General features: G+C 70.2%; 19 protein-coding genes and 1 tRNA gene. 7 read left to right on the forward strand and 13 right to left on the reverse strand.

The window, feature by feature from the left end:
* Positions 1–20 precede the first annotated feature (20 nt).
* Together J0I43_RS10945 and J0I43_RS10950 are read right to left on the reverse strand one after the other, a co-directional pair.
* Complete coding sequence (locus tag J0I43_RS10945; RefSeq protein WP_292863385.1) at positions 21–485, reverse strand: RidA family protein; 465 nt, start codon at positions 483–485, stop codon at positions 21–23.
* Complete coding sequence (locus tag J0I43_RS10950) at positions 482–706, reverse strand: hypothetical protein (protein ID WP_292863388.1); 225 nt, start codon at positions 704–706, stop codon at positions 482–484. The genes J0I43_RS10945 and J0I43_RS10950 overlap by 4 nt, the downstream gene beginning before the upstream one ends.
* Before the next feature lie 138 nt (positions 707–844).
* Between J0I43_RS10950 and J0I43_RS10955 the strand changes: the two genes are divergently transcribed.
* From J0I43_RS10955 to J0I43_RS10970, 4 genes are all read left to right on the forward strand, one after another.
* Positions 845–3418, forward strand: coding sequence for a transglycosylase domain-containing protein (locus tag J0I43_RS10955; RefSeq protein ID WP_292863391.1), 2574 nt, complete (start codon positions 845–847; stop codon positions 3416–3418).
* On the forward strand, positions 3418–4371 hold the full coding sequence (locus J0I43_RS10960) for a metallophosphoesterase (RefSeq protein WP_292863394.1): 954 nt from the start codon (positions 3418–3420) through the stop codon (positions 4369–4371). Before J0I43_RS10955 ends, J0I43_RS10960 begins: the two co-directional genes overlap by 1 nt.
* A gap of 48 nt (positions 4372–4419) precedes the next feature.
* A tRNA-Pro gene (locus tag J0I43_RS10965) sits at positions 4420–4493 on the forward strand.
* A gap of 102 nt (positions 4494–4595) precedes the next feature.
* The gene (locus tag J0I43_RS10970) at positions 4596–5360 is read left to right on the forward strand and encodes an HAD-IIB family hydrolase (protein WP_292863396.1); all 765 of its coding nucleotides are present in this window, start codon (positions 4596–4598) and stop codon (positions 5358–5360) included.
* Between the two features lie 94 nt (positions 5361–5454).
* Here J0I43_RS10970 and J0I43_RS10975 read toward each other — a convergent pair whose 3' ends face one another.
* Positions 5455–6711, reverse strand: a complete 1257-nt coding sequence (locus J0I43_RS10975) for an alpha-hydroxy acid oxidase (RefSeq protein WP_292863399.1) — start codon at positions 6709–6711, stop codon at positions 5455–5457.
* Between the two features lie 11 nt (positions 6712–6722).
* Entirely contained in the window at positions 6723–7475 is a 753-nt protein-coding gene (locus tag J0I43_RS10980) for a FadR/GntR family transcriptional regulator (RefSeq protein ID WP_292863401.1), read from the reverse strand.
* A 112-nt stretch (positions 7476–7587) separates the two neighbouring features.
* Here J0I43_RS10980 and J0I43_RS10985 point away from each other — a divergent pair, with 112 nt between their 5' ends.
* Positions 7588–8427, forward strand: coding sequence for a DUF1295 domain-containing protein (locus J0I43_RS10985; protein ID WP_292863403.1), 840 nt, complete (start codon positions 7588–7590; stop codon positions 8425–8427).
* Here the strand turns inward: J0I43_RS10985 and J0I43_RS10990 are convergent.
* Complete coding sequence (locus J0I43_RS10990; RefSeq protein ID WP_292863406.1) at positions 8420–9022, reverse strand: thymidine kinase; 603 nt, start codon at positions 9020–9022, stop codon at positions 8420–8422. The genes J0I43_RS10985 and J0I43_RS10990 overlap by 8 nt on opposite strands.
* Before the next feature lie 94 nt (positions 9023–9116).
* On the opposite strand from J0I43_RS10990, the gene J0I43_RS10995 reads away from it, so the two are divergent.
* Both J0I43_RS10995 and J0I43_RS11000 read left to right on the forward strand, forming a co-directional pair.
* Positions 9117–9548 carry a YciI family protein gene (locus tag J0I43_RS10995; RefSeq protein WP_292863409.1) on the forward strand — a complete coding sequence of 144 codons (432 nt, stop codon included), beginning with the start codon at positions 9117–9119 and terminating at the stop codon, positions 9546–9548.
* The gene (locus J0I43_RS11000; RefSeq protein WP_292863412.1) at positions 9545–10780 is read left to right on the forward strand and encodes a sigma-70 family RNA polymerase sigma factor; all 1236 of its coding nucleotides are present in this window, start codon (positions 9545–9547) and stop codon (positions 10778–10780) included. The genes J0I43_RS10995 and J0I43_RS11000 overlap by 4 nt, the downstream gene beginning before the upstream one ends.
* Here J0I43_RS11000 and J0I43_RS11005 read toward each other — a convergent pair.
* The 8 genes from J0I43_RS11005 to J0I43_RS11040 all read right to left on the reverse strand — a co-directional run bounded on the left by J0I43_RS11005 (position 10770) and on the right by J0I43_RS11040 (position 19801).
* The gene (locus tag J0I43_RS11005; protein WP_292863415.1) at positions 10770–12242 is read right to left on the reverse strand and encodes a malate:quinone oxidoreductase; all 1473 of its coding nucleotides are present in this window, start codon (positions 12240–12242) and stop codon (positions 10770–10772) included. The genes J0I43_RS11000 and J0I43_RS11005 overlap by 11 nt on opposite strands.
* A 95-nt stretch (positions 12243–12337) precedes the next feature.
* The gene (locus tag J0I43_RS11010) at positions 12338–13411 is read right to left on the reverse strand and encodes an aspartate-semialdehyde dehydrogenase (protein ID WP_292863418.1); all 1074 of its coding nucleotides are present in this window, start codon (positions 13409–13411) and stop codon (positions 12338–12340) included.
* Positions 13412–13495: 84 nt separating this feature from the next.
* Positions 13496–14794: an aspartate kinase gene (locus tag J0I43_RS11015; protein ID WP_292863421.1), complete on the reverse strand. Its 1299-nt coding sequence runs from the start codon at positions 14792–14794 to the stop codon at positions 13496–13498.
* A gap of 143 nt (positions 14795–14937) precedes the next feature.
* A complete protein-coding gene (locus J0I43_RS11020; RefSeq protein ID WP_292863424.1) occupies positions 14938–15813 on the reverse strand; it encodes a lytic transglycosylase domain-containing protein in 876 nt (291 codons plus the stop codon).
* Positions 15814–15823: 10 nt separating this feature from the next.
* Positions 15824–16573: a phosphate ABC transporter ATP-binding protein gene (locus J0I43_RS11025; RefSeq protein WP_367267556.1), complete on the reverse strand. Its 750-nt coding sequence runs from the start codon at positions 16571–16573 to the stop codon at positions 15824–15826.
* 332 nt (positions 16574–16905) lie between these two features.
* Positions 16906–17904: a sortase gene (locus J0I43_RS11030; protein WP_292863425.1), complete on the reverse strand. Its 999-nt coding sequence runs from the start codon at positions 17902–17904 to the stop codon at positions 16906–16908.
* Positions 17901–18692: a hypothetical protein gene (locus J0I43_RS11035; protein WP_292863427.1), complete on the reverse strand. Its 792-nt coding sequence runs from the start codon at positions 18690–18692 to the stop codon at positions 17901–17903. Before J0I43_RS11035 ends, J0I43_RS11030 begins: the two co-directional genes overlap by 4 nt.
* Positions 18689–19801, reverse strand: a complete 1113-nt coding sequence (locus J0I43_RS11040) for a hypothetical protein (protein WP_292863430.1) — start codon at positions 19799–19801, stop codon at positions 18689–18691. The genes J0I43_RS11035 and J0I43_RS11040 overlap by 4 nt, the downstream gene beginning before the upstream one ends.
* Between the last annotated feature and the right edge of the window lie 95 nt (positions 19802–19896).

Raw genomic sequence — 19896 nt, forward strand, 5'->3', positions numbered from 1 at the left:
CTCGTGTACGAGGACGGTCGTCACTCCCAGGTGAAGACGACCTCGACCTCGACGGGCGCGTCGAGCGGCAGCACCGGCACGCCGACGGCCGAGCGGGCGTGCCGACCGGCATCGCCGAAGATCTCTCCGAGGATCTGGCTCGCGCCGTTCACGACGCCCGGCTGCCCGGTGAAATCGGGGGTGGATGCCACGAAGCCGGTCACCTTCAGGACGCCGGTCAGCCGGTCCACCCCGCCGACGGCGGCGGCCGCGGCCGCGATCGCGTTGAGCGCGCACTGGCGCGCGTAGGACTGCGCGGCGGCGGCATCCACGTCGGCGCCGACCTTGCCGGTCGCCGGCAGCGCGCCGTCGATCATCGGGAGCTGCCCCGCCGTGTAGACGAGGTCGCCGTGGGCTTTCGCGGGCACGTACGCCGCGACCGGGGGCACGACGGGGGGGAGCTGGATGCCGAGGTCGGCGAGCCGCGTCGAGATCGCGCCGCTCACGCGTGGGCCTCGCCCTCGAACTGCTGGGCCGCGACGGCGGCAGCGCCGAGCCCCGCGTTCGCGGAGCCCGCCCCCACGGGACGCTTGAAGTAGGCGACGAGGCCGCCCTCGGGGCCGGTGACGACCTGGACGAGCTCCCACCCCTGCTTGCCCCAGTTGTTGAGGATCGCGGCGGTGTTGTGGATCAGCAGCGGCGTCGTGAGGTACTCCCACGTGGTCATGGACTCTCCTGTCGCGGATGGTGTCGGTGTCGCGCGGGCGGGCGGCGCAGAACTCGTCTCGGATCCGCCCGGGGCCCGTCGTGGGCGCGCCCGGTCCCACCAAGGCTTCCCCCAGGGTTCTCCCCTACGATCAACCCTATGCCTCAACCCAAACGCACGGCCACCGGCGTGCTCGGCGGTATCGCCGGCCTCGTCGGCCTGAGCGCCATCGCCGGTGTCCTCGTCGCGGCGACCGTCACGCCCGCGATCGCCGTCTCCGGCTATGCGGCCTCGAGCGCCCTGGACACGTTCGAGAACATGCCGAGCTTCCTCGAGATCGACCCCCTGATGCTGCCGACCGAGCTCTACCGCAAGGACAGCGCGGGGAACGACACGCTGATGGCGCAGTTCTACGACCAGAACCGCATCCCCGTCACGTTCGACCAGGTCAACCCGGTGATGTTCGACGCGATCACGTCGAGCGAGGACAAGAACTTCTACACGCACGGCGGCGTCGACCTCGTCGGCACCGTGAGCGCGCTCCTGGGCAACGCATCCAACGGTTCCAACCGAGGCGGCTCGTCGATCACACAGCAGTACGTCAAGAACGTGCTGCAGCAGAACTGCGAGTCGAAGGCCAAGAGCGACGACGAAGTCGAGGCCTGCTTCACCGCGACGACCGTGAACAGCGGCGCCGAGGGCTACCAGCGCAAGCTGCAGGAGATGCGCTACGCCATCCAGCTGGAGAAGGCGTACTCGAAGGAGACGATCCTCCTCGGTTACCTGAACATCACCAACTTCGGCGGCACGGTCTACGGCATCGGCGCCGCGGCGAAGCACTATTTCTCGACGGATGCCGCCAACCTGACCGTCGCGCAGGCCGCGACGATCGCGGGCATGGTGCAGGCTCCGAACACGTACCGCATCGACCGACCCGACGGATCCACGGAGGACGACGCCGGCAATCCGGAGAACAGCGCAGCCGACGGGTACAAGCTGACGCTCGATCGCCGCAACTACGTCCTCGGGCGCATGCTGGACCTCGGCAAGATCTCGCAGGCGGAGTACGACGAGGCCTACAACTCGCCGATCACGCCGGTGATCTCCGAGCAGACCCAGGGCTGCCAGACGGCCACCGGCGCGGAGTTCTTCTGCGAGTACGTCCGCTCCGTGCTGCTGACCGACCCCGCCTTCGGCGAGGACGACGACGCGCGCGCCGCGAACCTCCGCCGCGGCGGCATGAAGATCTACACGACGCTCGACGCCGACCTCCAGCAGGCTGGGCTCAACGCGATCTCGATCGTCCCCGCGCGTGTCGACTACATGAACCTCGGCGCCTCCGGCATCCAGGTCGAGGTCGGCACCGGACGCATCCTCTCGATGGTCCAGAACCGGCCGTACTCGATCGAGAGCTCCGACGATCAGAACGCCCCCACCACCCAGGTGAACTACAACGTCCGCCTGCAGAACGGCGGCGGCGGTCACTCCGCCGGATCGACCTACAAGGTCTTCAGCCTCGTCAACTGGCTGGAGCAGGGGCACTCGGTCAACGAGACCCTCAACGGCCGCGTCGGCACGAAGAAGGTCATCAACTGCGACGGGCAGACGCAGGACGTCGTCTCCAGCAACAACGGAAACGGCATCGGCAACTTCGAGGCGAACCCCGGCTACACCGGGACCGTCTACAACTTCACTCGTGACTCACTGAACTCGGGCTTCCTTGCGATGGCGGAGAAGATCTCGGTCTGCTCCACGAACCAGGTCGCCATGAAGATGGGCGTCATGACGGGCGACGGCACTCCGCTCGACACCACGAACTTCGGCTACAACGTGCTCGGTGACCAGGCGGTCGCACCGATCGACATGGCCGGCGCGTACGCCTCGATCGCTGCGAACGGCATGCTCTGCCCCGCGAAGGCGATCGACAAGGCGCTGAACGCGAAGGGTGAGGACATCACCCCGCAGACCACCTGCAGCCGCGTCATGAGCGAGGCCGTCGCCTCCACCGCCGCGTACACGCTGCAGGGCGTCATGACCGGCACGGGCTCCGGCGCGCAGATCGGCGACGGCGTGCCGGTGTTCGGCAAGACGGGTATCCACGAGTACCTGCACACCTGGATGGACGGCTCGTCGACGAAGGTCGCGACGGTCGTCTGGGTCGGCAACGTGCAGGGTGACGCGCTGCTCAGCGACTACTACGAGAACGGCTACGTCCTCTCCCGCATCCGCAACTCGATCTGGCCCGAGATGCAGGGTGCGGCCAACGCGAAGTTCGGCGGAGACGCCTTCCCGTCGCCCGACGCGAACCTCACCAAGCGGCAGCTGAGCGATCTGCCGTCCGTGATCGGCATGACGATCGACCAGGCGACCCAGACGCTCGAGACCGCCGGCTTCTCGGTGACGGTCGGCGACGCGGTCGACGGCGTCGAGGCATCCGGGACCGTCGTCCAGCAGGACCCGGGCGCCGGACGCGTCGCGGGCGGCACGACGGTCACGATCCGGCCGAGCAACGGCCAGGGCGTCGCGGTCCCCGCGGTGAGCGGCAAGCCGGATGCCGCGGTCACGGCACTGCGCGCCGCGGGCTTCGGCCAGGTGACGACGTCGTGCACCGCGAAGGACGACGCTCCCGTGGACGGCACCGTGACCGGCACCGACCCCGCGGCGGGCACGATCGTCAGCCGCACGGCGGCGATCACGGTGCAGTACCAGGCGAAGACCTGCGGCGGCCGTTAGTGGGTCCCGCCCGTCGCACCGCCCTCGCCGCCGTCTCGGCGGCGGGGGCGGTGGGTCTCTCCGCCGCCGTCTGGGGCACGTGCATCGAGCGGCTCCTGTTCACGGTGCGCCGGCACGAGCTGGCGCTCCTGCCGGCGGGTTCGCCATCGCTCACCGTCCTGCACCTGTCCGATGCGCACATGGCGCCCTGGCAGCACCGTAAGCAGCGCTGGATCGCGGACCTCGCCGATCGGGTGCAGCCCGACCTCGTGATCAACACGGGCGACAATCTCGGGCATGAGGACGGACTGCGCGGAATCCGCGCCGCGTTCGCCCCCCTGCGCGGCGTTCCGGGTGCTTTCGTGCACGGCTCCAACGACGTCACCGGCCCCTCCGCCCGCAACCCGCTGCGCTACTTCCAGGGGCCCTCGCAGCGCTCGCACCGCGGCGTCGACCTCGACACCCCGGCGATGGACGACTACTTCCGGGACGAACTCGGCTGGGTCGATCTGAACAACGCGGCATCCGTCATCCAGACGGCAGGGCTGCGCCTGGATGCCTTCGGCGTGAGCGATGCGCACCGCGGATGGGACGACCTCGACGTGCTCCCCGGCGCCGTGGCCGCCCTGCGACGCCGCCCGCTGTTCGGCCGTGCCGACGAGACCGCGCTCACGATCGGCGTGACACATGCCCCCTACCGACGGGTGCTCGACGCCTTCACCGACCTGGGTGCCGACATGATCTTCGCCGGCCACACCCACGGCGGCCAGGTGCGCATCCCGTTCTCGCGCTCCGCCCTCGTCGCGAACTGCGACATCCCCCGCGACCAGGCCCGCGGGCTGAGCACGTGGGCCCACGCCGGCCACCGCGCCCCGCTCAACGTCTCGGCCGGCCTCGGACACTCCATCTACGCGCCGGTGCGGTTCGCCTGCAGACCCGAAGCCTCCGTCCTCGAGATCCGGGCGACGCCGTGAACCGATTCGGCAGGAGCGTCCGAACCCTGTAGACTCGGAGGGTTGCCACGGGGTGTGGCGCAGCTTGGTAGCGCGCTTCGTTCGGGACGAAGAGGCCGCAGGTTCAAATCCTGTCACCCCGACAACAGAAGGGCTCCGCCGGAGGATCATCCGGCGGAGCCCTTCACGGTTCCGCCCCTAGAATTACCCGCAGACCCCCCTCACGAGAGCGAGCCGATCCCCCGATGAGCACTGTGCGCCTGGTCGCCTTCGACCTCGACGACACCCTCGCCCCCTCCAAGAGCGCCATCGATCCCCGCATCGGCGACCTCCTCGTCGCCCTCGCCGAGCGCGTCGACGTCGCGATCATCTCGGGCGGCCAGCTCGCGCAGTTCACGACGCAGGTGGTCGACCGCCTCCCGGCATCCGCGGAGTCCGTCCTCCCCTACGTGCACCTCCTCCCCACCTGCGGGACGCAGTACTACCGCCTCGGCCCGGGCGGCGTCGAGACCGTGTACGCGCGCACGCTGAGCGACGACCAGAAGCAGCGTGCGCTGACCGCCGTCGAGGAGGAGGCCCGACGTCTGGGCCTCTGGGAGGCGCAGACCTGGGGAGACATCCTCGAGGACCGCGGGTCGCAGATCACGTTCTCGGCGCTCGGCCAGACGGCTCCGGTCGACGCGAAGTCGGCGTGGGACCCCACGGGCGCCAAGAAGGGCGCCCTGCGCGACGCGGTCGCCGCGCGCGTGCCCGACCTCGAGGTGCGCTCGGGCGGATCGACCTCGGTCGACATCACCGAGCGCGGCATCGACAAGGCGTACGGCATGCGCGAGCTCTCGGCGCACACCGGCATCCCCCTCGACGACATGCTGTTCGTCGGCGACCGCCTCGACGAGCACGGCAACGACTACCCGGTGCTCGCGATGGGCGTCGCCTGCCAGGCCGTCGAGGGGTGGCAGGACACCGCGGACTTCCTCGAGCGGCTCCTTCCGACCCTGCCGACGCGCTGACACTCGCGCGCTCCTCGGTCATCGCTTCCGCGAGACTGCAGCTGTGCGCCGAGACAGCAGCCACCAGCTGCAGTCTCGGCGCACCAGTGCAGTCTCACCGAGGCGCGACGGCACCGACACCCGGGACCGGTGTCAGGCGCTGCAGCTGCGTCACGTGCCGAGGCTCGAGCTCGTCGATCGAGGCGACACCGAGCAGCTTCATCGTGCGTTCGATCTCGCTGCGCAGGATCGCGATCGTGCGATCGACACCACGCCGGCCTCCGGCCATGAGGCCGTACAGGTAGGCGCGCCCGATGAGGGTGAACTTCGCCCCCAGCGCCATCGACGCGACGATGTCCGCGCCGTTCATGATGCCGGTGTCGACCATGATCGTCGCATCCGAGCCGACCTCGCGGACGACCTCCGGCAGCAGGCGGAACGGGATCGGCGCCCGGTCGAGCTGACGCCCGCCGTGGTTCGAGAGCACGATGCCGTCGACGCCGAGATCGACGAGCCGCTTCGAGTCGGCGACGTTCTGGACGCCCTTGATGACGATCTTGCCCGGCCAGAGCGACCGGATGACCTCGAGGTCGTCGTAGCTGATCGTGGGGTCCATCGCGGCATCCAACAGCTCGCCTACCGTGCCGCGCGTCGTCGTCAGCGACGCGAACTCGAGCTTCGGCGTCGTGAGGAAGTCGATCCACCACCACGGGCGGGGGATCGCGTTGACGATCGTGCCGAGCGTCAGCTGCGGCGGGATCGAGAACCCGTTGCGCTTGTCGCGCAGACGTGCGCCCGCGACCGGGGTGTCGACCGTGAACATGAGCGTGTCGAACCCGGCCTTCGCCGCGCGCTCCACGAGCCCGTACGAGATCTCGCGGTCACGCATGACGTACAGCTGGAACCAGTTGCGCCCGTGCGGGTTCGTCGCGCGCACGTTCTCGATCGAGGTCGTGCCGAGGGTCGAGAGGGTGAACGGGATGCCGGCGGCGCCCGCGGCGCCCGCACCCGCGATCTCACCCTCGGTCTGCATGAGGCGGGTGAAGCCCGTCGGCGCGATGCCGAAGGGCAGCGCGGAGCGCCCGCCGAGGATCTCCACCGACGGGTCGACGTCCGCCGCGGGGCGGAGGATGTCGGGATGGAACTCGATGTCCTCGAACGCACGGCGAGCGCGCGCGAGGGAGAGCTCGCCCTCCGCGGCGCCGTCGGTGTAGTCGAAGGCCGCCTTGGGGGTGCGGCGCTTCGCGATCGTGCGCAGGTCGGCGATCGTCAGCGCACCGTCGAGCCGGCGCTTCGTGCCGTCGAGCTCGGGCTTCTTGAACTGCATGAGCTCGAGCAGTTCGGGGATCTTCGGGAGCTGGCGCTGGACCATGCGGTGGCCTTTCAACGGTCGGTGGAGGCGGGGGCGTCGGTCGGGACGGGAAGTCCCGCGTCGGCGTAGTAGTCGGTGATGTGTGCGCGAACGCGGCGGCGGGCGTCGGCGGCGTCGCCGCGCTCGATCGCCGCGAGGATCTCGCCATGCTCGTGACGCAGCCGTGTCGAGGTGGCGGCCCAGTCGGGCACGCGCGCGGCGCCCGCCCGGATGTAGCTCTCGATCGTCTCGCGCAGCCCCGCCATCGTCGCCGAGACGACGACGTTGCCGGATGCCTCGGCGAGGCGCACGTGGAACTGCGAATCGAGAGCCAGGAAGTCCTCGAGCGTCAGATTCGTCTCCTCCATCGCCGCCAGCGTCGCGCGGGCGTCGTCGAGGGCCGCGTCGGGCCTGTCTGCGAGGTGGGCGACGGCCCACTCCTCGAGGAGCAGCCGGGTCTCATAGACGTCGGGAATGGGGAAGCCCTGCGCGGCGACCTGCAGGCGGAGCAACTGCGCAAGACCGCCCTGCGGAGTCGCCGTGACGATGGCGCCCGACGTGGGGCCCGACCCCGTCGCCGTGCGGATGAGGCCCATGACCTCGAGGACCCGCAGCGCCTCGCGCACGCTCGAGCGGCCGACGCCGAGCGTCGCGGCGAGCTCGCGTTCGGGCTGCAGCCGGTCGCCGGGGCCGAGCCGACCCTCGAGCAGATCGCCCTCGATCTTGTCGAGCACGACCCGCCATGCGCGCGCGGGAACCGTCTGCTCCGATGCTGACTCCGTCATCTCGACCCCTTCCATGGTCCGACCACGCTACAGCACTGTGGTCCGACCGCCAAGCACCGAATGAAACGATACAACACCGACGTCGCCACCGCAGACCGCTTACGCTGAGCCCATGGATCCGCTCCCGATCGTCATCGCCGTCGCCGCGGCATCCGCGCTGTTCTGCTGGATCGCCTCGCTCGTCACGAAGGACACCTCGTGGGTCGATCGGCTCTGGTCGATCGTGCCCGTCGTGTACGTCTGGATCTTCGCCGTCGCGGCGCTCACCCACGGCGACGACTCGACCCGGCTCGTCCTCATGGCCGTGCTCGTCACGGCGTGGGGCGCGCGACTCACGTTCAATTTCGCCCGGAAGGGCGGGTACTCCGGCGTCGAGGACTACCGCTGGGCGATCCTGCGCGGACGCATGGCGTCGTGGCAGTTCCAGCTCTTCAACCTCTTCTTCATCGTGCTCTACCAGATGGCGCTTCTCGTGCTCATCACTCTGCCGGCGTTCGTCGCGTGGCAGCACCCGGCGCCGATCACCGGGTGGGATGCCGCCTTCGCGATCCTGTTCGTCCTCCTGCTGGCCGGCGAGACGATCGCGGATCAGCAGCAGTGGGAGTTCCACCAGCGCAAGAAGCGCGGCGAGGCCGAGGGCTTCCTGACGTCGGGGCTCTTCGCCTTCTCTCGGCATCCCAACTTCTTCTTCGAGCAGGCACAGTGGTGGGCCTTCTACGCACTCGGCGCGAGCGCCGCGGTGACCGCGGGCGCCGGCTTCTGGGGCGGGGCCGTCAACCCGACCATCGTCGGAGCGGTGCTCCTGACGGTGCTCTTCATCGGGTCGACGGTGTTCACCGAATCGATCTCGGCATCGAAGTACCCCGCCTACGCGCAGTACCGCAAGGAGACGTCGATGCTCGTCCCGCTCCCCCGCCGCCGCGCGACGGCGGGCACCGGGGCGGTCAGCTGAGGCGACCGCCCGAGGCGAGCAGGTAGTCCTGCGCGCAGAGCGATTCGTAGGTGACCTGATCGTGGTCGAGGTCGTCGATCGCGACCTGGTCGCCGTCGAACACGAATCGTCCACCGACCAGGCGCGCGTTGAAGAGCGCCTTGCGGCCGCACCGGCAGATCGTCTTCAGTTCTTCGAGGCTGTGCGCCACTTCCATGAGGCGCGCCGACCCCGGGAAGGCGTGCGTGCGGAAGTCGGTGCGGATGCCGTAGGCGAGCACCGGGATGCCGTCCTCGACCGTGAGACGCAGAAGGTCGTCGACCTGAGCGGGAGTAAGGAACTGCGCCTCGTCGATGAGGAGGCAGGCGACCGCGCCGACATACCGCGAGCCGTGCTCCGCAACGAGCGAGCGGACGTCGGCGCCAGGCGCGATGAGGAAGTCGACCTGACGCTCGACGCCGAGCCGGCTCGAGATCTGATCAGCGCCCTTCGTGTCGATCTCCGGTTTGGCGAGCAGGACGTGCTGGCCGCGTTCCTCGTAGTTGAACGCGGCCTGCAGCAGCGCCGTCGACTTGCCGGAGTTCATCGCCCCGTAGCGAAAGTAGAGTTTGGCCACCAGAGGATCTTACGCATGATGTCGATTCCATCCGACGCCGTTCGACGCAATAGTAGGAGGGCGACCGACGCCCCCACCGAACAAGGGAGACATCATGCCCAAGTACATGCTGATCATGCGCAACGGCGGGTCCGCGCAGGACTATGCCGACATGGACTTCGAGGCCATCATCAATGCGATGGGCGCCTACAACGAGTCCATGATGGATGCCGGCGTGCTCATCGCCGGTGAAGGGCTGACGGATGCCGCGCAGGGCGCCGTCGTCGAGTTCACCGGCGAGGCGCCGATCGTGACGGACGGCCCCTACGGCGAGGTGCACGAGCTGTTCAACGGCTTCTGGACCGTGCAGGTGGCGACGCAGGACGAGGCGATCGAGTGGGCCAAGCGCGCCCCGCTCGGCACCGGGAACAAGATCGAGGTGCGCCGCGTCACCGACGAGAGCGATTTCGCTCAGTACGAGGACAACGAGTACATCCAGAAGGAGAAGGGCTGGCGCGCCGATCAGGAAGCCGCTGCGGGCCGGTGAGCGAGGAGGTCCGCCGCGCGGTCGACGCGGTCTGGCGCATCGAGAGCGCGCGCATCGTCGCCACGCTCGCGAAGGCGACCGGCGACGTCGGCCGTGCGGAGGACCTCGCTCAGGAGGCTCTCGTCGAGGCGTTGCGCCAGTGGCCGGAGTCGGGCGTGCCGCGTACCCCGGGGGCGTGGCTCACGGCCGTCGCGAAGCGGCGGGCGATCGACCAGTGGCGCCGCGACGCCGCGCTCGACGAGCGGTACCGGGTGCTGGCGCACGAACTCGAAGAGACGACGGATGCCGAGTGGCAGCCGATCGCCGACGATGTGCTGCGTCTCGTGTTCACGGCCTGTCACCCCGTGCTGTCGCGCGAGTCGCAGGTCGCCCTCACCCTCCGGGTCGTCAGCGGCCTCACCACGACCGAGATCGCGCGCATGCTGCTGGTGCCGGTGCCGACGGTGCAGGCGCGCATCACGCGGGCGAAGAAGACGCTCGCGGCCGCTCGCGTGCCGTTCGAGACCCCCGACCCGCAGCAGTGGCCGGAACGGCTCGCGGGCGTCCTCGGCGTCGTCTACCTGCTGTACACCGAGGGATACGCCGCGACGAGCGGCGCGACCTGGATCCGCCACGACCTCGCCGATGAGGCGCTGCGGCTCGGCCGCGTCATCGCCCGGCTCGTGCCGCACGAGTCCGAGGCGCACGCGCTCGTGGCGCTCATGGAGGTGCAGTCGTCGCGGTTCGCGGCGCGCGTCGCTGCGGACGGCAGCGCGGTGCTGCTGGCGGACCAGGACCGTCGGCGCTGGGATCGTCCCCAGATCGCCCGAGCCACTGCGGCGCTCGCCCGCGCCGATGCGCTCGGCCGCGGGCGCGGGCCGTATGCGCTCCAGGCGGCGATCGGTCTGGTCCACGCCGCCGCGCCCGACGTCGCACAGACCGACTGGGAGCAGATCGTGATCCTGTACGAGGCGCTCGGGCAACTCACACGGAACCCCGTCGTCGAGCTCAACCGCGCCGTGGCGGTGTCGATGGCGACGGGGCCTGCGACGGCGCTGCGCATCGTCGACGCGCTGGCCTCGGACCCTGCGCTCGCCGGCAGCCATCTGCTGCCGAGTGTGCGCGGCGAGCTGCTGGCCCGACTGGGGCGCGACGATGAGGCGCGCGCCGAGCTCCTCGCGGCGGCGGGCCTCGCGGGCAACGACCGTGAGGCGGCGGTGCTGCGCGCGAAGGCCGCGGCGCTCAGGCCGTGATGCCGAGCACTCCCGCGGTGCGCTCGACCGAGGCGCGCGCCGTCGCGGCGTCGCCGTTGAGGGTCTCGCCGTAGCTCGGGATGAGCTTCTTCAGCTCCGGCTCCCATCCCGCGATGCGGTCGGGGAAGCACGTCTTCAGCAGGCCGAGCATGATGGATGCCGCCGTCGACGCGCCGGGCGAGGCGCCGAGCAGACCCGCGATCGACCCGTCGGCCGAGGTCACGACCTCAGTGCCGAACTGCAGGACGCCGCCCTTCTGGGCATCCTTCTTCATCACCTGCGCACGCTGACCGGCCTGCAGAAGCTCCCAGTCCTCATCCTTCGCCGTCGGCATGAAGGTGCGCAGCGAGTCGACCTTCTTCTTGTGGTTCTTCAGCAGTTCGCCGACCAGGTACGAGATGAGGCTCGGGTTGTCGATCGCGACCTTGATCATTGGCCAGAGGTTGCCGGGGCGCACCTGCGCGACGATGTCGGTGATGCGGCCGTTCTTGAGGAACTTCGGGCTGAACGTCGCGAACGGGCCGAACAGCAGCGAGGCCTCGCCGTCGACGACGCGGGTATCGAGGTGCGGCACCGACATCGGCGGCGCGCCGACGGAGGCCTGTGAGTACACCTTCGCCTTGTGCTGCGCGACGATCGCCGGGTTCGACGTCTTCAGCCACTGGCCGCCGATAGGGAAGACCCCGTAGCCGGAGATCTCGGGGATGCCCGAGGACTGCAGCAACTTGATGGCCCAGCCGCCCGCACCGACGAACACGAAGCGCGCGTCGAGGCTGCCGGGCGTGCGGCCGAGCGAGTGGCGGTAGCTCACGCGCCACGTGCCGTCCTTCTGGCGGCGGAGCTTCCGCGCCTCGATGTTCGTGCGCACCTCGACGCCCTCGGCCTGCAGGTGGTCGAACAGCTGACGGGTGAGCGCGCCGAAATCGACGTCGGTGCCGGCAGGCACCCGGGTCGCCGCGAACGGCTCACCCTTCTTGCGCTTCTGCATGAGCAGCGGGGCCCACTGGTTGATGACGCGGGAGTCCTCGGAGTACTCGATGCCGGCGAACAGCGGCTGCTTCCTGAGCTCCTCGTAGCGCTTGCGGAGGTAGGTGACATCCTTCTCGCCGCGGACGAACGTCATGTGCGGCGTCGCGTTGATGAACGTCTTCGGCTCGTCGAGGACGCCCTGCTCGATCAGGCTGGACCACAGCTGGCGGCTCTGCTGGAACTGCTCGTTGATGGCGATCGCCTTGGCGGGGTCGACCGAGCCGTCCTTGCCTTCGGGCATGTAGTTCAGCTCGCAGAGGGCGGCGTGGCCGGTGCCGGCGTTGTTCCACGCGTTGGACGACTCCTCGGCGACCTCGCTGAGCCGCTCGAGCACGACGATCTTCCAGTCCGGCTGCAGTCGCTGCAGGAGGGTTCCGAGGGTGGCACTCATGATGCCACCGCCGATCAGGACGACGTCGACGGGTTCACTCACGATGTCCCAGTCTAGGCGGCGTTCTCGGCGCGCGCCGACGTCAGCGGCATCCACGCTCGTCAAGGATCGCGGTTCTTGCCGATCGGTGAAGACGCTCAGGCGGCGTGCGCACCCAGCCGTGCCGCGACGAGCTCCGCGATCTGCACCGCGTTCAGGGCGGCGCCCTTGCGGAGGTTGTCGTTGCTCACGAACAGGACGAGCCCCTTGCCGGCAGGCGCGGACTGGTCGGCGCGGATGCGGCCCACGTAGCTCGGGTCGTTGCCGGCCGCCTGCAGCGGCGTGGGCACCTCTTCGAGGACGACACCGGGCGCGGATGCCAGGATCTCGCGTGCGCGCTCGGGGGTGATGTCCTCGGCGAACTCGGCGTGGATCGACAGCGAGTGACCGGTGAAGACCGGAACGCGTACGCACGTACCGGCGACGAGGAGGCCCGGCAGCTCGAGGATCTTGCGGCTCTCGTTGCGGAGCTTCTTCTCCTCGTCGGTCTCGTTGTCGCCGTCGTCGACGAGGTTCCCGGCGAAGGGGATCACGTCGAAGGCGATCGGGGCGACGTACTTCTCCGGCTGCGGGAAGTCGACCGCGGAGCCGTCGTGGACGAGATCGAGGGTGTGGTTCTGCGCGAGGACGCCCTCGACCTGGCCGAGAAGCTCCTGCGCGCCGGCGAGACCGGAACCGGACACCGCCTGGTACGTGCTGACGATGAGGCGCTCGAGACCGGCCGCCTCGTGCAGGGGCTTCAGCACGGGCATCGCGGCCATCGTCGTGCAGTTGGGGTTCGCGATGATGCCCTTGGGCGGGTTCACCGCCGCGTGCGGGTTGACCTCGCTGACGACGAGCGGAACCTCGGGGTCCATCCGCCAGGCGCTGGAGTTGTCGATGACGACCGCGCCGGCCGCGGCGAAGCGCGGGGCGTGTGCGCGCGAACCGGTCGCGCCGGCGGAGAACAGGGCGATGTCAATGCCGGCCGGGTCGGCCGTGGCGACATCCTCGACGATCACCGTCTCGCCGCCGAACTCGACTGCCTGACCGGCCGAACGCGCCGTCGCGAACAGGCGCAGCTCACGGATCGGGAACGCACGTTCCACGAGAATCTCGCGCATGACCGTGCCGACCTGGCCGGTGGCGCCGACGACGGCGACGGAGAGTCCTGAATCGGAGATGCGGGTCATGGCGGATCCTTGCGTGGAGTGGGTTTCGGCGATTCTACCGGGGTCGCGGAGGCCGGGGACCTGGCGACGAGGCGGGATGCCGTGTCAGCGCCCCGTGCCGGCGTGGACGACGGCCTCGACATCGCCGTCCAGACCGAAAGCGGTGTGCACGAGGCGCGCCGCCTCGGCGAGGTCGTCGCCGCGCACCACGACCGAGATGCGGATCTCGGACGTCGAGATCATCTCGATGTTCACTCCCGCCGTCGACAGCGCCTCGAAGAGCGTCGCTGAGACACCCGAGTGCGTGCGCATGCCGGCGCCGACCACGGAGAGCTTGCCGATCTGGTCGTCGTGGACGAGACTCTCGAAACCGACCGAGCCCTGCTCGCCGGCGAGGGCGCGGAGCGCGACCGCGGCATCCGACTTGGGAAGCGTGAAGGAGATGTCGGTGCGACCGGTCGCGGCCGCCGACACGTTCTGCACGATCATGTCGACGTTCGCGCCGCTCTTGGCGACGACGCTGAAGATCTCCGCCGCCTTGCCGGGGACGTCGGGAACCCCGATGACCGTGACTTTGGCCTGGCCGAGGTCGGTGGCGACACCGGCGACGATGGGCTCTTCCATGGCGGACTCCTCTGCGACGGCCGCGATCGCGGCGGGGACGGTCATGCCCTCGCCGAGCACGAACGTGCCCTGGCCGGAGCTGAAGGTGGAACGGGCGTTGATCATGACGCCGTGACGGCGCGCGTACTCGACGGCACGGATGTAGAGCACTTTGGCGCCGTTGGCGGCGAGCTCGAGCATCTCCTCGGCGGAGACGACCTCGAGCTTGCGTGCCTTCGGGACGACGCGGGGGTCGGCGGTGAAGATGCCGTCGACGTCGCTGTAGATCTCGCAGACGTCGGCCTGCAGGGCGGCGGCGAGCGCGACGGCGGTCGTGTCGGAGCCGCCGCGGCCGAGCGTCGTGATGTCGCGGGTGTCGCGGTTGAAGCCCTGGAACCCCGCGACGATCACGATGGCGCCCTCGTCGAGCGCTTCGCGCAGCCGCACGGGCGTCACGTCCACGATGCGCGCGGCGCCGTGGGTGCCGTCGGTGATCATGCCGGCCTGGCTGCCGGTGAAGGAGCGCGCCTCGAAGCCCATCGAGTGGATCGCCATGGCCAGAAGCGCCATCGAGATGCGCTCCCCCGAGCTCAGCAGCATGTCGAGTTCGCGCGGCGCCGGGATCGGGGCGACATCGTGTGCCAGGTCGAGGAGCTCATCGGTCGTGTCGCCCATCGCCGAGACGGCGACGACGACGTCGTGACCCGCTCGCCGAGCGTCGACGATGCGCTTGGCGACGCGCTTGATGCTCTCCGCGTCGGCGACGGAGGACCCGCCGTACTTCTGGACGATCAGCGCCACGTGTGGAACTCCGCGTAGGTCGGTGGTGGTGTCGAGCGTGTGCGGATGCCGCACCGCTCAGCCGGGCGCATCCGCGCCCTCGCCCATTGTAGAGAGCGGCGGATGCCCGTCCGGCCATGTGACGGGGCCGCGGCGGGGGTCCGCTACCCGCGCGCCGCTGCGTACGTGTTCGCCTGATGGGCCACGTCGTCGACGTATGCATCGAGGTGGTTGTAGCTGAACACGGCACGGCGCCAGCCCACGGCGTCGGTCATGGATCCCGCCGCACACAGGTAGCGTGCGGTCGCTGCGGCGGCGTCGTCGATGTCCTGGGGGTCGGCCACGCCGTCGCCGTCGGCGTCGATCCCGACGCGCTGCCAGGTCTCGGGGATGAACTGCATCGGGCCGACGGCACGATCCCATCGGGTGTCGCCGTCGAGCGCGCCGCCGTCGGTGTCGGCGATGAGCGCGACGCCGTCGCCGTCGAGCGCCGGGCCGAGGATCGCCGGACTGACCCGCCCGTCGACGCCGACGCTCGCTCCCCCATGGGTGCCGTGCCCCGACTCGACGGCGCCGATCGCGGCGATCGTGTTCCAGCCCACGCCGCATCCGGGGTCGTCGATGTCGGTGCGCAGCTGCGCCGCGGCGTAGGCGCGCAGCGCGCGCGGGGGGATGCCGGTGGCCGCGGAGAGCCGACCGACCCACTCCGCATCGGGCTGCGGCGACGCGACCCCCGATCGGATCGCCTGCATGCCCGGCTCGGAGCCGCCGAGACTGGACGCCGCGGCATCCGACAGGTCCTCCGCGGCGCTGGTCTCGGAGCGCACCGCTCCGTGCGCGGGCAGGACGGCGATGCTCTCGCGGAGGGCACTTGCGAGCGGAGCGGCTTCGGTGACGCGGCCGTCGTGCGGGAAGAACGCGACGACGGCGACGACGACGGCCGCCGCCCCGATGATGGCCAGGACGCGACCGGGCCAGTCCGGGCGCAGACGGTCGCGATCGCGACGCCGCTCGCGGAACGAGGGAGGAAGGGAGGTCATGGGCGGAGCCTCATCCGAAGCGGCCGTTCACGTAGTCGTACGTGCGGGGGTCGATGGGCGAATCGAACATGACGTCGGTGTCGCCGTGCTCGACGATGTGGCCGGGCTGGCCCTGCGACGCGAGGAAGAAGGCGCACTGCTGCGACACGCGCTGCGCCTGCTGCATGTTGTGGGTGACGATCACGATCGTGACCTCGCGGGCGAGCTCGGTCATCGTCTCCTCGATCACGCGCGTCGACGTGGGGTCGAGTGCCGAGCACGGCTCGTCCATGAGCAGGACCCGCGGGCGCACCGCGACCGAGCGGGCGATGCAGAGGCGCTGCTGCTGGCCGCCGGAGAGCCCGCCGCCGGGAGCCCGCAGCCGGTCGCGCACCTCCTTCCACAGCCCCGCGGAGGTGAGCGAGCGCTCGACGATGGCATCCTTCTCGTCGCGGCCCGCCTTCACCCCGGTGAGCTTGAGACCGGCGAGGACGTTGTCGTAGATCGACATCGCCGGGAAGGGATTGGGCTTCTGGAACACCATCCCGATCTTCTTGCGCGCATCGACGAGCCGATGCGACGCGTCGTAGATGTCGTCGCCGTCAAGGAGGACTTCGCCCGCGAGGGATGCCGAGGGCACGAGCTCGTGCATCCGGTTGAGGATCCGCAGGAAGGTCGACTTGCCGCAGCCCGACGGACCGATGAGCGCCGTCACCTGACCGGACGGCATTGTGAGCGACACGTCATGGAGCACCTGGTGATCGCCGAACCAGGCGGAGATGGCGCGGGCGTCGAGCTGAGCGGGTGAGGACGACGACACGCGCACGAAGGGGGTCTCGAGCGCGAGGAGAGTGCCGGCGGTGTCGGAGAGGACGCTCGGCGGGAGGGTGGCGGACTTCTCGGGCGCGCGCCCGGCCCGACGTCCGAGGAAGCGCCGAACCGCCGGCGGTTGCGGAGCGTCGGAGGCGGCGGCCGGCTCGACGGTGTCGACGGTGGTCGCCGGCGCGCCGGCATCCGTCTGCTCGGTCTCACCGGCAGCCTCGACCGTCTGGATCGCGGGGGCGTCGGGGGTGTCGGTCATGGGTCGCTCCGTGGGCAGGGCAGGTGAGGCGGTCAGAGGAGGTTGGGAAGAAGGCGCGTGGCCTGGTCGGCGACGAACACGCTCGCGAGCAGGAGCACGGGAACGAACACGATCCAGGTCTTCTGCGCACCGACCCGGCGGAACGCCCAGACCGCGCCGATCTCGGCGACGACGAGGAACTGGAGGGCGAACACGAGCGCCCAGACGGTCGTCGTGTCGGTGGCCATGGCCGTGTGCGACGGCGGCAGCGTGAGGGGTGTGGTCTGCCGGACGCCGGCCGGCTGGGCCGTGCCGGTGAGCCTCGCGTCGACGTAGGCGATGCCCGTGGGCACGTACGGCGCCCCTCGGGCCGTCACGAGGATCAGCCTGCTCTCGCCTTTTGCCGGCGCGGGCGGCGTCGGGTCGCCCGCGTAGCGGACGCCGAGGACGTCGAAGGTGCTCTCGCCCTGACCGGTGCGCACGGTGAACTGGTCGCCGGGCTGGAGCCTCTGGATGCGGCCGAACGGGCCACCGTATGCCGCGGCGCGCGCCATCACGACACTCACGCCGATCTGGCCGGGCAGCACCGTGTCGCGGCGGTGGCCGGGGCCGCTCATGAGAACGCCCGACGACGTGCCCTCGGCGACGATCTCGCGCACCCCCAGCTGCGGGATGTCGATGAGCGCGACGGGCGCTCCGTCGGCGAGCAGCACGTTGTCGAAGTCGCCTTCGCTGACGGGTGCGGTTCCGGCGGCCAGCTGGTCCCGGAACGTGTTCGCCAGCTGCTGCTGCGACGCGTAGTGCTCGACGTGGCTGAGGACGAGCAGGTGCAGGACGAACGCGAGAGCGAGGGCGGAGATGAGCGCGAGGATGCCGCGGGCGATCGCCTGCCCGGTCGTGAGCGGTGCGTACTGGGGAGCCGGCCGCGGCATCCGTCGCGGCGGTCTCGGCGGTCGGCGCGGCGGAGTGGGCCGTCGACCCCCCGCCGAGTGCGGGAGCGCGGCGGGGGTCGTGGGAGACAGGACCTGCGTCTTCTCGTCGAAGAGCGTCATGCGATCGCTTCCACCGTCCGGGCGGCTGCGGCGGCGCGGAGCGCGCGGCGCACGAGCACCGCGATCGCGATGAGCGCGGCGAGGCCCGCGAGCAGCCACGGGAAGAGGAACACTGTCGCGTCCCGGGTGAGCGGGGTGAGCGCTACGCCGTCGACCGTCTCGGGAGGGGTGACCGTCGCGTGCGCGTTGACGAGGGTCCACTGGCCGGCACCGTGCAGCTGAGCGGGGACGACGCGCGATTCCCCCGGCTGCAGGCCCGCGATCGCGACGCCCTCGACGCGGTCGAGGGGGATGCCGAAGAGCAGGCTCTCCATCCAGAAGTCCGCCGTCGCATCGACCGGTGCGGTCGAGGCGTTGCGGACGGTGATCCACACCGTCACGAGACCGTCCAGCGGGTCGGGAGTGAGGGCGGCGGTGGAGTTCACGCCGCTCACGTAGACCCCACCGGCGGTGCCGACCTCACCGGGCTTGGCACCGGAATCGGTGCCACCGCCGCCCGTCCCGACGCCGGTGGACCCGCTCGTGCCCGTGCCGCCGCTTCCCGCGCCCGTTCCCGACGTGCTGCCGGACGTGGCGCCCGTTGGGCTCGGCGAGACCGAGGGGGTCGGCCGGGGGGTCGAGCCGTCGGTGACGGTGACGGTGAGGTTGCCGTCGTCGGACACGGAGTCGTCCGCGCGGGCGAACGCTCCGGGCGCGAGAAACGTCATCGCGAGAGCCGCCAGAAGCGAGGCGACGAGGATGCCGGCCGTCATCGCCTGGTGCCGCACGACGGGTGGATGGGCCTTCACGAGTCGGTCGCCGATCCGGCATCCACGCGCAGCTTCTGCTCGGCCGCCGCGGCCGCTTCTGCCTGGGTGTAGGCGATCCATTCGGCGGCGCGTGCCTCGTCGCGCCTGCGCCGGGCCCGCACGAACCAGACGACACCCGCGATCAGTGCCGCCAGGATCAGCAGCGCCCACGGGATCGCGATGACGACGGTGTCACGGGTGACAGGGGTGACGCTGAGCACTTGGGACGCGTCGGTGGTGTCGACGAACGGCTGCATGCTCATCGACGGACTGAGGTAGCCCCACTGCGCGACGCCGGGGATGTCGACTTCGTAGGTCGCGGAGCTGCCGGGCAGCAGGATGGGGGTGCTCCCGCCCGCGTCACCGGTGGCCGGGATGCCGAACCAGGTCGCGACGTGCGTCGTGTTGTTCGAAGCGAGAGCGACGTTCCCCGGGTTGTCCACCGTATAGAGGATCTTCAGGGTGCCGCCGAACGGGTTCCACCAGTCGCCCTGATAGGTCGCTTCGTAGCTCGCGAGCGTCAGTCGAGGCTGAAGGTCGCCCGACACGCGCGCGAAGATCGCCGTCGCGACGCGGCGGTCGACCTTGACCGTCTCACCTTCCTGCAGCACCGATGCGGCGATGCCGCCCACGTGGTCTCCGGGGGTGGCATCGGCCGGGAACGCCACCGTGAAGGTCAGCAGCCGCACCTCCTGCGGGTCGAGGGAGAACTGGATGCGGTTCTGGCCGTTCTCGAACGTCACCCAGGAGCCGATTCCCGTCGGACTGTCAGCGGTCGCGAGGAGGTTGAACGCGCCGTCCGCACCGTTGAAGGCGTCCGTGGCGAGGACGGTGAAGTCCTGCCGCTCCGTGCCGGTGTTGCCCACGTACACCTGGTCGGTGACGCTCTGCCCCGGGTCGGCCGTGTAGGAGAAGCGCGTGCGGTCGTCGGGCGTGCCGTCGGGGCCGGCGGGCCGAGTGGCCACTCCGACGTCGCCGGGGGACGGAGCATCGTCAGCGTGGGCCGTCGTGGGTGCCGCGATAGGCGCGACAACGAGGGCGAGCAGGACGACGAGCGCACCGAGCGCGTGCTGGATGCGCCGCCTCGACCGGGGAATCGAGTTGAGCACGGTCTATCTCCGCAGATGAGGGCGACGGAAGATCATCGCACGGGTGAACGAGAAGTGAGCAGACCGCTTCGGAGAGGTGATCGAAGAAGCGGTGG

Origin of the sequence: Microbacterium sp. (assembly GCF_017305435.1) — a bacterium.
Lineage (GTDB): Bacteria > Actinomycetota > Actinomycetes > Actinomycetales > Microbacteriaceae > Microbacterium.

Excerpts from the sequence above, each read along its gene's own strand:
- J0I43_RS11020 (WP_292863424.1), bottom strand. The coding sequence starts at position 15,813 with ATGACCTCCCTTCCTCCCTCGTTCCGCGAGCGGCGTCGCGATCGCGAC.
- J0I43_RS11030 (WP_292863425.1), bottom strand. The coding sequence starts at position 17,904 with ATGACGCTCTTCGACGAGAAGACGCAGGTCCTGTCTCCCACGACCCCC.
- J0I43_RS10985 (WP_292863403.1), top strand. The coding sequence starts at position 7,588 with ATGGATCCGCTCCCGATCGTCATCGCCGTCGCCGCGGCATCCGCGCTG.
- J0I43_RS10975 (WP_292863399.1), bottom strand. The coding sequence starts at position 6,711 with ATGGTCCAGCGCCAGCTCCCGAAGATCCCCGAACTGCTCGAGCTCATG.
- J0I43_RS10980 (WP_292863401.1), bottom strand. The coding sequence starts at position 7,475 with ATGACGGAGTCAGCATCGGAGCAGACGGTTCCCGCGCGCGCATGGCGG.
- J0I43_RS10955 (WP_292863391.1), top strand. The coding sequence starts at position 845 with ATGCCTCAACCCAAACGCACGGCCACCGGCGTGCTCGGCGGTATCGCC.
- J0I43_RS10995 (WP_292863409.1), top strand. The coding sequence starts at position 9,117 with ATGCCCAAGTACATGCTGATCATGCGCAACGGCGGGTCCGCGCAGGAC.
- J0I43_RS11010 (WP_292863418.1), bottom strand. The coding sequence starts at position 13,411 with ATGACCCGCATCTCCGATTCAGGACTCTCCGTCGCCGTCGTCGGCGCC.
- J0I43_RS10970 (WP_292863396.1), top strand. The coding sequence starts at position 4,596 with ATGAGCACTGTGCGCCTGGTCGCCTTCGACCTCGACGACACCCTCGCC.
- J0I43_RS10950 (WP_292863388.1), bottom strand. The coding sequence starts at position 706 with ATGACCACGTGGGAGTACCTCACGACGCCGCTGCTGATCCACAACACC.